Origin of the sequence: Brevibacterium linens ATCC 9172 (assembly GCF_900169165.1) — a bacterium.
GTDB classification, from domain to species: domain Bacteria; phylum Actinomycetota; class Actinomycetes; order Actinomycetales; family Brevibacteriaceae; genus Brevibacterium; species Brevibacterium linens.
In genome coordinates, this window is sequence record NZ_FXYY01000006.1 from 40038 (window position 1) to 52843 (window position 12806).

Genomic DNA, 12806 nt, shown 5'->3' on the forward strand with positions numbered 1-12806 from the left:
AGCAGGCGGACCGGAGCGAACCCGCTCCGGTCCGCCTCTGCGCGCTGGATCGGCAGGCGGACCGGCCGATTCGGCTACGAGTTGCGTCCCTGTTCGAAGCCCGCGGCGAATCCGCGTTCGAAGGCCTCTTGGACCTCCTGCTCGCGGCTGCGGCGCTCATCGGCCCAGCCGAAGGGGTCGAATCCTCGTCGGCCCGGGCCGAAGCCGGGACCGAAGTTCGAGCCGAACCCCCGCCGTCCGCGGCCTCCCCCGCGGCGCCGGTTGCGGTCGCCGTTCCCACCCCGGGGTCCATGGGGCCCGTGACGGTCAGGGCCGCCTCGGTGATCGTCATGGTCGTGGGGGTGTTCGCGGTCGTGCGGTCCGTCATGGCGGTCCGAGTCGTCTCCGCAGCGGTCGGAACCGAAGTTGTCGACGATCTTCGACAGCGAGGCCTTGAGGTTCGCGAACTCTTCGGAGGTGAGCACCTCTTCGAGGCGATCGCCGACTCCGTCGCGCATATCCCGGAAGCGCTGGCGCAGCTCTTCGGGATCGATGTTCTTCGATGGTCCCCATCCACCTCGGCCACGCGGCGGACCGTAGGTCACAGGCTCTTCCGGGTAGGCGGCACCGTCGGCGACTACCTCATCGGAATCCCAGCGGCGACGTCCTCGCCGCATACGTCCGAATTCGCGGGGGTCGAATCCGGAGTCGGCGGCGGCCGCACGGAATTCGCGACGCAGCACGTGGCTGAACTCGCGCAGCAGCTGCGGCAGGTCGGTGTCGGTGTCTTCGCCCTTGCCGTCGCCGGATTCGGCGTCGTTCACGGGCTCAGTGCGTGCGGCCGAATCATTCTCTGTCGCCTCGGCCTTGTCCGCTTCGCCGGATCGGTCGCGATCGGCCTCGGGGCGCGATGCATCGCCGGCGGCAGTGTTCTCGTCGGTATTCGGCGAGTCCTTCCGGTCATCGGCACCTGCCGCGCCGGCTCCTCCGGTCTGGGTGGTGAAGTCGTCATTGTCGTCATTGAAGCCATTGTGTGCAGTCATCTCATCTCCTCAGTTGTCATCTGACATGTATATGCAGAATGACATGCACTTCGATTGCATGTCAAATGGCATGTAAAATCGAATCATGAGCACGAACGATGACATTCAGGCGATCGCCGAGGCGCTCACCCGCCTGCAGTGGCGGCGCGGGCCCGGCGGTTCGCGCGGATTCGGGCCCTTTGGCGGGTTCGGTGAGCACGGCGGCCCTGGCCAGCGCGGGGGCTCTGGTGAACACGGTGGATTCGGAGACCGTGGTGGATTCGGCGGCGGCCGGAACTCAGACGACTTCCCCTTCGGCGGCAAGCGTCATCCCGGTGGACCGTTCGCCGCACACGGCCGTGGGCGTGCGCTCATCCGTCTGCTCGTCTCACTCGTCCAGGCGGGCACGGCGCTGGGAGTCAGCGCACTCGGCGATGCGATCGGCGTCGATCAGCCGCGCGCGTCCAGGCTCGTATCGCAAGGCGTCGAGCTCGGTCTACTGCGTCGCGAGGCAGACCCGGATGATGCCCGGCGAACCCTCATCGCGCTGACTGACAAGGGCCGCGCAATCACCAACAGATTCCGCGGCGCCCAGCGTGACAACGTCGATCAGGCATTGAGCACATTCACCGAGGACGAACGGGCACAGCTGGCATCGCTGCTCACGCGCCTCGCCGACGCCTGGCCGAAGTGAGCGCCGCTATCCGTCTGTTCCGACCGGACTGCTGTCCCGGCGGAGCGGGCACTCGGATGCGGTAAGCGGTCAGGCCTCGGCCGCGGCTGTCTGCCAGGCGCCTGATCTCAGCCTTCGGCGAGCTGCTTGAGTCTCTTGAGCGAGGCGAGCAGATTCGCCGCGGTCGTCGACTGCGCCCGCGACAGACGCTTCGGATCGCGCAGCTCGGTCCAGTCATAGGTGTGACGAACCAGGACCGAGTCGTCGCCGGTCGGTTCGATGTCCCACACCCACTTCTGACCGAACGGCTCTCCACCCACTTCGGAGGGCTTCCAGGCGATGAGCCTGCCCTCGGCGAAGTCGACGATGTGGTTCTCCCGGTCCACGCCCTTGGTCAGAGTCGTGACGAACGAGCCCCCGGCCCCCTGCACTCGCTGGCCCTCGACGGCCGAGCCGAGGTTGTCGTTGCCGTCCCATTCCGGCTGTCGCTGCGGGTCGGCGATGAGTTCGAAGACCGCCTCGGCGGGAGCTGAGATCTCGATCTCGGCAGTGACGACCTTGAGGACCGGGTCGATCGAATCGAACACGGAAGCATCGGGGGTCTGCTCGGTCATGGAGTCCTGCCTTCGTGTGTGGTCCAGCCTCGGCGTCAAGCTGAAGTGCGGAGTGCGGAGTGGATCGGACACGTTCAGAATACACGGACCCGCCGCCTCAGTCCTCGAGCGCGTGAGCCACCGCTCCAGTCCCCGCGTGCGCGGGCCCGCCACCTCAGTCCTCGAGGGCGCGGTCCTGCCGCTCGGCGCGCAGCGCGGCCGTGCTGAAGCGGGTGAACATCCGGGAGGAGTCGCTCGACAGCGCCAGCAGCACCGCCACCTGCATGGCGATCGTCGTCAGCGCATACATATTCGTCGCCAGGTCGCGATCGCCGGTGAAGTAGTTCGTCATCGACACGATCACGGAGATCGTCGAGAGAGTGAGGATCCACAGCCTCGCTCGGTTGCTGCCGCGGAACACCGACGTCGAGGCGATGACCTGCAGACACCCGATGTGGAGGCTGAGACCGACGAGGAATCCCGCGACGATGCGCGTGGCCGTGTCGTCGCTGACGGCCGCGATGTCCGAGCTGTAGTCGACGACTTCAGACCGCAGCCCGTTCCAGTCGAGGAGCATGCTGATCACATCCCACGCCTGGAAGAGCAGCAGAACGAGCACGAGGGCGGCCCCGACGACCGTCTGCAGGGGGCGCTGTCGCCACAGCGTCTTCGTCACTTCGGACACGCTGTGTGAATCGGAGTAGATGCGGGTGGCGTCGAGGGCCAACTCCAAGCGTTCGGGGTGGTCGGCTTCGTCGGCGACCACCTCGGTGACGTCGACGATCGGCAGGTGCCCGTCGGTGATGATCGCATCGCCGCCGCCGTTGCGGGAGTGGTATCCGGTGGAGAAGTCCTTGATCCGATCGACCGAGATCACCTCGTCGGCACCGGTGACAGTGTCGACGATGTGGTCGCGTTCGACGTCGGTGTTCTCTTCGATCTTGTGGGTGAACTGGAGGGTGAACAGGGAGATGCCGACGGCTTTGTCATAGGTTCCGGCGGCCAGCCAATCGGCCTGGTGTCCGCCGGGCAGCAGCCATCCGTGCGGGCATTTCCAGAACCGCACGTGGTGACGCTGTCCCGGATCGCCGTCGACTTCCTGCTGGTAGGCGAAGTCGTGACGGCGGCCGAAGAGCAGCAGCGGGGACACCGGCGCCTGCGGGTAGCTGCGCTTCGTCACCGTCGAGCGGATGATCTCCCACGTCGATGCGGGAGTGATGCTGTCAGCAAGGGTACACCCTGCTTCGCGCATCGCATGGTGGATCTGCGCTTCCTCACCGCGCCAGGCAAGGTTGACCGGATCGCCGAGCAGACCGTCGGAGGTGCGGGTGCGGCCGATGAAGTAGTTCGGCACATAGATCTGGGACAGAATGCGGTGCAGCCGGGGCAGAGCCAGGTAGGACACGACTGCCCAGAACACGAGCAGCGTGAGCACCTGCCACCAGCCGAGGCTGAATCCTTTGAGCAGGATGAGCAGTGCCAGCCAGGTCGAGGCCGCGCCGGCGAAGAGGAAGAACAGGTAGTCGAGCACCCCGGTGGGCGTGAAGTGGTGTCGTCGATAGACGAACGGCTGCCTCAGCCGCCGCTTCTGCCCGACCGCCGCGTCCGTTCCGCCCGAAGTCATGGGCGTCAGTTTAGCCAACCTCTTCCAGCGCCCGGACTGCGGATTCCCGCCGTCCTCCGCCTAGGCGGCCCGGACGGAATCAGTCAGGCTCGCCCCTCCCAGGGCGGCTGCTCCCCTCGCCGAGGCGGCCCGGCCGGAATCGGTCAGGTTCGCCCTGTGCGGGGCGGCCGATCCGCATCCGTTCATGTTCACCGTCGCCGGCGCTCGAGGGCGGCACGTGCGGTGGCCGCGAGTTCCGGACTGTCGTCATTGCTGAGCTCGGCGATGAGTTCGTCGCTGCGGTCGCCGGAGATTTCGAGGAGGACTTGGAGCACACGGAACCGTGTAGCCGTCTCGCTCGAGTCCGCGTGCCGGTGCAGTTCGGTGAAGACCCGTTCGCTCATGTCGGCTCTCGGCCCGGCCGCGTCGACGATGGAGCCGATTGCCTCTGCCGCCTCGATGTCCTTCGGTCCGTTCATCGCCATGTCGAGCAGCACGGGCACAGCCTTCGCATCACCTGAGCGACCGAGGGCGAGCGCGGCGATGCTGCGGATGTCGGGGACGGCATCGTCGAGTGCGAGTTCCAGGGCCTGCTGGATCATCGACGTCGAGCGTGAGTCGAGTTCCTCGTCCGGTGTGGTTCGGCGGATCTCGTCGAGGGTGAGCAGTGCGTTGCGGCGCACTTGGGCCGATGCGTCGTCCATTCCGACAACCACATGGGGCACGGCCTCGGCGCCGGCTTGGGCAAGTGCCCACCGCATAGCCCCAGCCGCGTTGAGCACGGTCTCCTGCAGGACCGCCTGCGAAAGGGCCTCGATCGGCATTCCTCCGTCGACTCCGCTGCCGAGTGCGGCCTTGTGCCGTTGGATGACATCGCCGGATTCGAGGGAGCGCATGAGGTCGATGGTGTACAGGAGCGATTCGCCATCGGTCCGGCCGAGCCGAGCGACGGACTCGAGGTGGTCGAGCAGTCGCTGCTCGGCCGCAATCCGCTCACGTGCCTGGTCGATGAGGTCCCCGAGCACGCTGCCGGGGTCGAAGTCCGGCTCGGACAGCACCCGCCCCACTTCGCTCAGAGACATCCCGAGTCTGCGCAGACCCTCGATATGGAAGATTCGACCGATATCGGCATCGGAGTATTCGCGGTAGCCGCCGGTCGTCCGCTGGCTGGGCGCGACGAGTCCCAAGGATTCGTAGTGGCGCAGCATGCGTGCGCTTACACCGGAGCGCCGGGCCACCTCGCCGATGAGCATTGCCACCTCTTCTCTGCTGTCAGCCACTCTATGCCGCAGTCGCGGCCCTCCGGGTGCAGTGTCCCGAAATTCGTCGGTGCCGGGGGACCGTTCGGACGTCGCTCACCGTTCGCAGGCGGTTTTCGCACAGGTGCTAGAACCACCCACTGAAGGAAGGGATCCGAGACCTCGGCCGTGTGCCGACGGGCTTGCCCCACCTGACGGCACACGCACGATCGGACCTTCCCTGTGCCGATCTAGACCGCGGTCTCGGACCCCAGTGCGACCAACCGCTTGGCTGCGTCCAAGGCGTGGGCGAAGCCGGCATCCGGGTCATCGAACATGTCCCGGGTCGCCATGGCGTGAGCCCGCACTGTGTCGTCCTCTGCATGAAGCCTCTCATCGACCACTGACACGAGGTCCTCACCGAGGGCCACGATCGCTCGACTGAGGCTCTTCTGCACCTCGACTTCACCGCGTCCCAGCTGTGTCACCAGGGCGGATGCCAGTTCTGCGCGATTGTCACCGGGGACAAGGGCAACGGCGGCTCTCCACGCACTGCGGGCCACCTCGGTGTCGGTGTGGGCGATGAGGGCCGCGCCGATCCGGGCCGGGTCCATGGCCGGCCAGGCACGGACGTCGCCGATCTTCGACAGGGTGTGCAGGGATTGGCTGATCGCCTGCGGCAGCGGCGAGTCGAGTTCGGCGATGAGGCGGGGAACGGTGTCGTCGGCAGGCAGCCGAGTGAGCGCCCAGGTGACCATGTCGCGGGCGAAGAAGTCCGGTTCGATGCGGCACCGGGCGATGACCACGTCGAGGTCACGGGGTTCGGCCCGTGTGCCGATGGCCATCGCCGCCTGCAGGCGCTTCTGCGGGTTCGACGCACTCAGCGCGTCGATCATGGGATCGCCGGTATCGTCCCGAAGGCTTCCGGTGTCGTTCTGAACGTCGCCGGCGCCTTTCCGAAGGTTTTCGGTGTCGTTCCGAACGTCGCCGCCGGTCTGTTGGTCAGCCTCGGTCGGGGGTTCCGGTCCGCGAGTCTGATGGTGCCCCAGTGGATGTGTCATGGTCTCAAGCTTCTTGTCACCCAGTGAAGACCCTGACATCGTGTCAAGGTCAAGGAGGCTGGACTCGCTTCCTTCTCATCCTCAGTGCGGAGCCTCAGCCTCCGCTCGACCAGCCCCCGCTGACCGGAGCAGTGGTGCTCGGACCGGGGCCGCCGTCCGAGTCGGAATCGGAGGATGAGGATCCGATCGACGAGGAGTCCGAGGTCGGCGATGAACCTGTCGACGACGATTCCGAGGACAGAAAGATGACGGCGACGAGGATGCCGGCAACGGTCAGGATGCCGAGAGCGACGAAGGAGAAGACCACAATGAGGCAGGTCATCAGAGGTGGGCGGTTGTTGCGCCGAACGATTCTCACCATGGTTCAAGCCTAAGCTGTGCGGGGTCATCCGAAACCGGTCCGCACTCGGCTCCGCTCGCCCCCTCAGCGCCACTCGGCCGTGACCTTCCTGTGATAAGAACCTCGGCGTTGCCCCATGCAGTCTTAAGTTTGTTGCATTATCGTTATATTCATGCCTCGTCTGACATCATCTCGCAAGGGCCGCCGGTCCGTGCTCACTGGTGCCCTCATCGGGCTCGGGGCTGCAGTGATGGCACTGGTCGTGGGCGCCGTCATCATCCTCAATTCCCCCATTTCGTTCGGGTCCACGAAGATCAGGCAGATGCAGATGGCTTCGGTCAACCAGCTCAGCGAACAGCAGATCGACAATGCTCGGCTCATCATCGGCGTCGGCCGCGGGGGCAACTTCGACGACCATGCGATCAGGATCGCCCTGATGACAGCGCTGCAAGAGTCCTCGCTGCGCAATCTGGATTCCGGCGACCGCGATTCGGTCGGCCTGTTCCAGCAGCGCCCGTCACAAGGCTGGGGCGAGCCCCATCAGCTCACCGATCCCATCTACGCGGCCAAGGCGTTCTACGGGATTAACCCCGAGGTCGAGAACCCCGGCCTCAATCAGATCGACGGCTGGGATTCGATGTCACCGACCGAAGCCGCGCAGTCCGTGCAGCGGTCGGCACTACCCGACGCCTACGGTCAGTGGGAGACCTTGGCCGATGACCTCCTCGGATCGCAGGCCGACGTCGAAGCCCTCGACTGAGACGCGGGCAGCTCCGACCGCCCGAACCCCGCGACAGCCACGACCACTCCACAGTGCCGGATATCGCATGACCACCCCGGTTGTCCGGTAATCTGCACTCATGGCTTCCGTTCCCGATTCCGTTCCCGTCAATGACGACGTCGAGCAGCTCCTGCTCAATCCCGAGGACCATCTCGAAGCCATCACCGAGACTGCCGACCTCTTCAAGGCACTTGCCACACCCTCCCGGCTGAAGATGCTGCTCGTCCTCACCCACGGCGAGGCCACTGTCACCCACATCGTCGAGGCGACCGGACTGTCCCAGCCGCTGGTGTCCCAGCACCTGAAGTTCCTCCGCGGACTCCACCTCGTCGGAGTCAATCGGATCGGCCGCGAAGCCTACTATTCGCTCAAGGACGACCACGTCGCCCACATCATCGTCGACGCCATCGCCCACACGATCGAGGCCCACGAACACTGAGTCCCGCCTGGGGCGGGGCTTCCACAGCGATTCCTTCGCCGAGGCGGCCCACCGTTCCCAGCCCACAGCAGCGCATCTCTAGCCGAGGCAGCCCACCCCTACCGACGTCGCCGACGTGTCAGGGCCGCGGGTCCTCCACCGACGACCCAGACGATGAGGGCCACGAGGACGGCGCCGATCCACTGTCCCGCCTGCAGCCGCTCCCCGGCGACGAGGGATCCGAGCACCACTGCGGACAGCGGTTGGAGCAGCATGAGCGCCGCGGTCATCGGCACCGGCACCAACGGGCTGGAGATGCTCAGCAGCACCCATGACAGGGCCTGACCGCAGACGGCCAGGGCGATCATCCAGCCCCAACCGGCCCAGCCGAGGTCGAAGTCGAGGCCGCCGAGGGTCAGCCCGGCGACCGCGGTCATCACCCCGGCGGAGATCGTGCCCACTTGGACCGGGGCGACGACGAAGTCTCCGGCGACCTTCCGGCTGTGGTGGATGCCGAAGATGTAGACGCCGTAGAGCACACCGGACAGGACCCCGAAGATCGCTCCCCGCATCGGATTCGCTGCCGTCTCGTCGGCGCCGAACACTCCCCCGGTCAGCAGCATGCCGATGATCATGACCGGCACACAGCAGATGAACAGCCATCCCGGCCGGGACCCGCCGAACACCCACACCAGCGCCGGGAACACGATGACCTGCACGCTGATGAGGACCGTGGACACGCCCAGGCCGGCGTCGAGCACGCTCTGCGCCCACAGCACATAGTCGATTCCGAGCGCCGCTCCGGAGACCGCGGCGATGAGGATCGCCTTCGGCGGGAAACGGCCGTGCCGGCGCAGCTCGAGCACCGCCAACGGGGCGAGCACAATGACCGCTATCCAACACCGCAGGAAGGCAGCGGTGGGAGCGGTAGCCTCGGCGAGGATGACGAGCAATCCGGCCGATCCGAGCAGGACGGCGGCCAGGATGACGCCGAGCACCGGCAGGGCTTTCGGGGCGGGAGGCGGCCCTCCCGACGGCGCATCCTCGGCGCTCATCGGATCCCCTCGTCGGAACTCATCTCACGACGTTCGGGGCTCAGCCCACGAAGTCGAGGATGCGGTCGATGGCTTCGGCCGTCCGGTCCGCTCCGACGGCCAGCGACAGGCGCACCGACCTGGATCCGTCGACGGAGTCGAAGTCGTCACCGGGGGCGAGCGCGACGCCGGTCGCGTCGAGCACCTGCTCACACCACTGCCCGGAGGTGGCCAGACCCGCACGGTCGAGGATGTCGTCGACGCGGGCGTACATGTAGAAGGCGCCGTCGGGTGGGGCCATCTCACCGAAGCCGAGGTCGGCAGCGGCGTTCAGCACATGCTCGCGAGCCCCGGCGAATGAGGCCACGGCCGCTTCGCATTCGGCATAGGACTCGTCCGCGAAGGCCGCGACCGCCGCGTACTGCGCCGGAACCGGGGCGCACAGGGAGAGATTTCCCGTGACGTTCTGGGCCGGGGCGACGAGCGCTTCGGGCAGGATCGCCCAGCCGAGGCGCCACCCGGTCATGCCCCAGTATTTGGAGAACGAGGAGATGACGATGGCAGTGTCGTCGTGGGCGAGTGCGCATTCGCCGCGGGTGCCGATGTAGCTGATGCCGTGGTAGATCTCATCGGAGATCACCTGCACCCCGTTGTCTCGGCACCAGTCGACGATCTGCCCGAGCGCCTCGGGGCCGATCATCGTGCCCGTGGGGTTCGCGGGTGAGGCGAGCATGAGCCCCTTGAGCGGGGCCTTCGCATGGGCGGCGGCCAAGAGGTCGACGGTGGGCTGGAACCCTTCGTCGGCACCGCAGTCGAGTTCGACGACCTCGCAGCCCAATGCGGCGAGAATGTTCTTGTACGCGCCGTATCCGGGCCGGGCCAGAGCCACCCGGTCGCCGACGTCGAAGCAGGTGAGGAACGTCGTCTGGAAGGCGCCGGAGGATCCGGTCGTCACGGCGATGCGGTCGGGTGCGATGTTGAGTCCGTACCAGTCGCGGTAGTGGGAGGCGATGGCTTCGCGCAGTTCGGGGATGCCGAAGATCGGCGAGTATCCGAGTCCCGTACCGTCGGTCATGACTTCGGCGGCGCGGGTGAGCACTGGGCTGGGCGCGCCCTGGGTCGGTTCGCCCAGGCACATGGCGATGGTGTCGCGACCGGCGCGCTGCATCTGCCCGACGGTGGCGACGATGCCCATCGCGGCGAACGGTTTGACGAGCCCGGACCGGGCGGAGGCAGCCGGGATGTTTTTGGCGGAGGCGGCCGGACCGGACACGGCGTTGGCACGGGTGGTGGGGTCCGCCTCGGCGGGGGTGGATGAGGTCATCGGTTCACTTCTTCTCTCGCGGGAGGCGGCCGAGGGTGTAGAACTCCGGGTTCGGGAGCATTCCGGAGATGTGGGCCATGCGGTTGGACAGGCCGAAGAAGCCGGTGATCGCGGCGATGTCCCAGGCGTCTTCGGCGTCGAATCCGTGGTCGGCAAGCCTCTGGTGGTCGGCGTCGCCCACGGCCCATGGTTCCTCGCAGACCTTGACGGCGAAGTCGAGCATAGCCACCTGACGTGGGCTGATATCGGCTTGCCGGTAGTTCGTGGCGACGACATCGGCGATGAGCGCGTCCTTCTGGAAGATCCGCAGCATCGCTCCGTGCGCGACGACGCAGTAGAGACAGTGATTGATCGCCGAGGTGGCCACGACGATCATCTCCCGATCGGCCTTGGTCAGGTTCCCCGTCTCCTTCTCCATGAGCGCGTCATAGTAGGCGAAGAAGGCGCGGAATTCGTCCGGTCGGCGGGCCAGGGCGAGGAAGACGTTGGGCACGAAGCCCGACTTCTCGGCGACCTCGAGGATCTGGGTGCGGATGTCATCGTCGACGTCGTCGATGTCAGCAAGTGGGTATCGCATATCACTCATGCTAGCCCGGGTGGCTCGGGCTGCGTCGAGCCCTCTCGCCGTGAGGGCAGGTGGCGGTGTGCGTCCGTGAGATGCCCAGACGGAGCGGTGCGAGCGATACAGTGAAGGCGTCAGGTCCGTCCCGGCTTCCGCCGCAGGCCGTTCGCGCATCGAAGGAGATCACCATGACCGCAGACAATGCAGCAGACACCGGTTCGACCGGCGAGGTCCAGCTCGACAACGGCGTATTCCGGGTGACGAAGTGGACGATCCGGCCCGACGGCGTCATCCCGATGCACAAACATGAGTATGAGTACGTCGTGGTGCCGATGGTCACGGACACGATGCTCGTGCACAATTCGGATGGCACCGAGATCCGTGCCGAGCTCGAGGCCGGAGTCTCCTACACGCGTCCGGCAGGGTCCGAGCACGAGGTCTCGAATCCCGGAGGCTGCGCCGACGTCGTCTTCGTCGAGGTCGAACGCCTCTGAGCCTCGTCGACTGAGTCCGAGAAGTGGTCGCTATCGGATACTTTCTGCGTGGCGAAGTGTCCGATTGCGACCTACGTTTAGCGCAGAATGTCCGATAGCGACCTATTTTCGGCAGAGGCCGCGACTCAGCGGGTGGGGATCTCCCAGGTGTGGACGGGCTTCCCGGTCGCCTGGTTCGCCAGGTAGGCGTCCATCATCGCTTTGAGGCCCTCGCTGCGTTCCGGCGAATCCGGTCGGCTGCCCGGCGCGAGACTCTCGAGCGTCCGCAGCTGCCAGGTCGCCCCATTGATGCGGCTGGCCGCCCGGCCCTCGATGATCGACATGTACTCGTCGATGACGTCCTTGTCGATGTTCAGCCGCGCCAGCCCGCGCCTGGCCTGGGGCGCAAGCACATCGATGACGAGGTCGGCCACGCCGATGCGACCGATCTTCGGCCACGTCACTCGCGCCTCGATCCCGTCCTTGGCGCAGGCGTTGAAGTTCTCCTCCGCCTCGGCGAACGACATCCGCGACCACACGGGACGGTTCTCACCGACGAGGAACTCGGCCAGTCCGTAGTAGAAGGCCGCATCGGCGACCATGTCGACCGGGGTCGGGCCGGCCGGCAGCAGCCGGTTCTCGACACGGATATGAGCGCCGCCGTCACCGGAGTTGTAAATGGGACGGTTCCAGCGCCACACGGTGCCGTTGTGCAGATTGAGTTCGAAGAGCTTCGGAGCGTCGGCGGCACGGAATTCGACGAAGTCCTTGATCTCCGGCAGCAGCGGCGGGAAGTAACGGACGTTCTCCTCGAAGAGGTCGAAGACGCTGGTGATCCACCGTTCGCCGAACCATACGCGGGGTCGCACACCCTGGTTGACCAGTTCGGGCGTGCGAGTGTCGATGGACTGCGCGAAGATCGGGATCCGGGATTCGTGCCACAGCTTGCGGCCGACGAACAGCGGCGAGTTCGCCGCCATCGCAACCTGCGTCCCGGCGATCGCCTGCGAGGCGTTCCATGCATCGGCGAACCGATTCGGCGCCACCTGCAGGTGCAGCTGCATCGACGTGCAGGAGGATTCCGGAGCGATATCGGAGAACTCCGCCCTGTACCGCTCTTCACGGCCGAGTTCGATGCGGACGTACTCGCCGCGGGCGTCGATGACCGAGTTGCTCAGCGCCTCGTACCGGTTCTCCTCGGTCATCCACTTCTCGTCGGTGAGGAACTCGGTGGTCAGGGTCGGCAGGGTGCCGATCGACACCGCTTTGAGTCCGTCCTGCTCGGCGGCCTTCTGCGCTTGCTCCAGACGGTGGGCGACACCGGCTTCGAGTGTTTTGAGCCCACGGCCCGCGACCTGAAGCACCGGGTGGTTGAGTTCGAGGTTGAACGCGCCGATCTCGGGCTGATATTCGTCATCGAGTCGGGCGAGCACTTCCTTGTTCCGCAGGCTCGGCTGATTGCCGTCGCCGACGAGGTTGAGCTCGAGTTCGAGCCCGATCGTGCCCGCCGATTTGAAATCCGCATGGCGAAGGTAGGTATCGAACAGCTCGAGGTTCTCCGCGAGCTTCTCCCGATACAGTGTGCGTTCCTCCGGCGTGTACCGCTTCGAGCTGACTGCCTCACCCATAGGACAAGCAAACCACAGACGGCTGGGTTTGTGCGCGGTGATCTCCGTCCCGCATCCAGGCACACATCTGGTGCCGT

Annotated in this window: 14 protein-coding genes; 4 read left to right on the plus strand and 10 right to left on the minus strand. The window is 66.1% G+C overall.

The window, feature by feature from the left end; translation table 11 throughout:
* Positions 1 to 74: 74 nt before the first annotated feature.
* Positions 75 to 1022: a hypothetical protein gene (locus tag BLIN9172_RS06745; protein ID WP_101554370.1), complete on the minus strand. Its 948-nt coding sequence runs from the start codon at positions 1020 to 1022 to the stop codon at positions 75 to 77.
* Positions 1023 to 1107: 85 nt separating this feature from the next.
* On the opposite strand from BLIN9172_RS06745, the gene BLIN9172_RS18485 reads away from it, so the two are divergent.
* On the plus strand, positions 1108 to 1695 hold the full coding sequence (locus tag BLIN9172_RS18485) for a MarR family winged helix-turn-helix transcriptional regulator (protein WP_240811996.1): 588 nt from the start codon (positions 1108 to 1110) through the stop codon (positions 1693 to 1695).
* 107 nt (positions 1696 to 1802) lie between these two features.
* On the opposite strand, the gene BLIN9172_RS06755 is transcribed toward BLIN9172_RS18485, so the two are convergent.
* From BLIN9172_RS06755 to BLIN9172_RS06775, 5 genes are all read right to left on the minus strand, one after another.
* Entirely contained in the window at positions 1803 to 2288 is a 486-nt protein-coding gene (locus BLIN9172_RS06755) for an SRPBCC family protein (RefSeq protein WP_101554371.1), read from the minus strand.
* A gap of 154 nt (positions 2289 to 2442) precedes the next feature.
* Positions 2443 to 3891 carry an LssY C-terminal domain-containing protein gene (locus BLIN9172_RS06760; protein WP_101554372.1) on the minus strand — a complete coding sequence of 483 codons (1449 nt, stop codon included), beginning with the start codon at positions 3889 to 3891 and terminating at the stop codon, positions 2443 to 2445.
* A gap of 188 nt (positions 3892 to 4079) precedes the next feature.
* Positions 4080 to 5150 carry a MerR family transcriptional regulator gene (locus BLIN9172_RS06765; protein WP_240811995.1) on the minus strand — a complete coding sequence of 357 codons (1071 nt, stop codon included), beginning with the start codon at positions 5148 to 5150 and terminating at the stop codon, positions 4080 to 4082.
* Positions 5151 to 5359: 209 nt separating this feature from the next.
* Positions 5360 to 6169, minus strand: a complete 810-nt coding sequence (locus BLIN9172_RS06770) for a HEAT repeat domain-containing protein (protein ID WP_240811994.1) — start codon at positions 6167 to 6169, stop codon at positions 5360 to 5362.
* A gap of 94 nt (positions 6170 to 6263) precedes the next feature.
* Positions 6264 to 6530, minus strand: a complete 267-nt coding sequence (locus BLIN9172_RS06775) for a hypothetical protein (protein WP_145997930.1) — start codon at positions 6528 to 6530, stop codon at positions 6264 to 6266.
* Positions 6531 to 6681: 151 nt separating this feature from the next.
* Here BLIN9172_RS06775 and BLIN9172_RS06780 point away from each other — a divergent pair, with 151 nt between their 5' ends.
* Complete coding sequence (locus BLIN9172_RS06780) at positions 6682 to 7269, plus strand: peptidoglycan-binding protein (RefSeq protein ID WP_240811993.1); 588 nt, start codon at positions 6682 to 6684, stop codon at positions 7267 to 7269.
* A 100-nt stretch (positions 7270 to 7369) separates the two neighbouring features.
* Positions 7370 to 7729, plus strand: coding sequence for an ArsR/SmtB family transcription factor (locus BLIN9172_RS06785; protein ID WP_101546621.1), 360 nt, complete (start codon positions 7370 to 7372; stop codon positions 7727 to 7729).
* 98 nt (positions 7730 to 7827) lie between these two features.
* On the opposite strand, the gene BLIN9172_RS06790 is transcribed toward BLIN9172_RS06785, so the two are convergent.
* From BLIN9172_RS06790 to BLIN9172_RS06800, 3 genes are all read right to left on the minus strand, one after another.
* Positions 7828 to 8763 carry a DMT family transporter gene (locus BLIN9172_RS06790; protein ID WP_101554376.1) on the minus strand — a complete coding sequence of 312 codons (936 nt, stop codon included), beginning with the start codon at positions 8761 to 8763 and terminating at the stop codon, positions 7828 to 7830.
* A 40-nt stretch (positions 8764 to 8803) separates the two neighbouring features.
* Positions 8804 to 9937, minus strand: a complete 1134-nt coding sequence (locus tag BLIN9172_RS06795) for a pyridoxal phosphate-dependent aminotransferase (protein ID WP_240812000.1) — start codon at positions 9935 to 9937, stop codon at positions 8804 to 8806.
* Positions 9938 to 10070: 133 nt separating this feature from the next.
* Entirely contained in the window at positions 10071 to 10643 is a 573-nt protein-coding gene (locus BLIN9172_RS06800; RefSeq protein WP_205751030.1) for a peroxidase-related enzyme, read from the minus strand.
* A 173-nt stretch (positions 10644 to 10816) separates the two neighbouring features.
* Here BLIN9172_RS06800 and BLIN9172_RS06805 point away from each other — a divergent pair, with 173 nt between their 5' ends.
* Positions 10817 to 11122, plus strand: coding sequence for a cupin domain-containing protein (locus BLIN9172_RS06805; RefSeq protein WP_101554379.1), 306 nt, complete (start codon positions 10817 to 10819; stop codon positions 11120 to 11122).
* A 125-nt stretch (positions 11123 to 11247) separates the two neighbouring features.
* Here BLIN9172_RS06805 and BLIN9172_RS06810 read toward each other — a convergent pair whose 3' ends face one another.
* The gene (locus tag BLIN9172_RS06810; RefSeq protein ID WP_101554380.1) at positions 11248 to 12729 is read right to left on the minus strand and encodes a glutamate-cysteine ligase family protein; all 1482 of its coding nucleotides are present in this window, start codon (positions 12727 to 12729) and stop codon (positions 11248 to 11250) included.
* Between the last annotated feature and the right edge of the window lie 77 nt (positions 12730 to 12806).

Excerpts from the sequence above, each read along its gene's own strand:
- BLIN9172_RS06785 (WP_101546621.1), top strand. The coding sequence starts at position 7,370 with ATGGCTTCCGTTCCCGATTCCGTTCCCGTCAATGACGACGTCGAGCAG.
- BLIN9172_RS06760 (WP_101554372.1), bottom strand. The coding sequence starts at position 3,891 with ATGACTTCGGGCGGAACGGACGCGGCGGTCGGGCAGAAGCGGCGGCTG.
- BLIN9172_RS06805 (WP_101554379.1), top strand. The coding sequence starts at position 10,817 with ATGACCGCAGACAATGCAGCAGACACCGGTTCGACCGGCGAGGTCCAG.
- BLIN9172_RS06795 (WP_240812000.1), bottom strand. The coding sequence starts at position 9,937 with ATGGGCATCGTCGCCACCGTCGGGCAGATGCAGCGCGCCGGTCGCGAC.
- BLIN9172_RS06775 (WP_145997930.1), bottom strand. The coding sequence starts at position 6,530 with ATGGTGAGAATCGTTCGGCGCAACAACCGCCCACCTCTGATGACCTGC.
- BLIN9172_RS06790 (WP_101554376.1), bottom strand. The coding sequence starts at position 8,763 with ATGAGCGCCGAGGATGCGCCGTCGGGAGGGCCGCCTCCCGCCCCGAAA.
- BLIN9172_RS18485 (WP_240811996.1), top strand. The coding sequence starts at position 1,108 with ATGAGCACGAACGATGACATTCAGGCGATCGCCGAGGCGCTCACCCGC.
- BLIN9172_RS06755 (WP_101554371.1), bottom strand. The coding sequence starts at position 2,288 with ATGACCGAGCAGACCCCCGATGCTTCCGTGTTCGATTCGATCGACCCG.
- BLIN9172_RS06770 (WP_240811994.1), bottom strand. The coding sequence starts at position 6,169 with ATGACACATCCACTGGGGCACCATCAGACTCGCGGACCGGAACCCCCG.
- BLIN9172_RS06745 (WP_101554370.1), bottom strand. The coding sequence starts at position 1,022 with ATGACTGCACACAATGGCTTCAATGACGACAATGACGACTTCACCACC.
- BLIN9172_RS06780 (WP_240811993.1), top strand. The coding sequence starts at position 6,682 with ATGCCTCGTCTGACATCATCTCGCAAGGGCCGCCGGTCCGTGCTCACT.
- BLIN9172_RS06810 (WP_101554380.1), bottom strand. The coding sequence starts at position 12,729 with ATGGGTGAGGCAGTCAGCTCGAAGCGGTACACGCCGGAGGAACGCACA.
- BLIN9172_RS06800 (WP_205751030.1), bottom strand. The coding sequence starts at position 10,643 with ATGCGATACCCACTTGCTGACATCGACGACGTCGACGATGACATCCGC.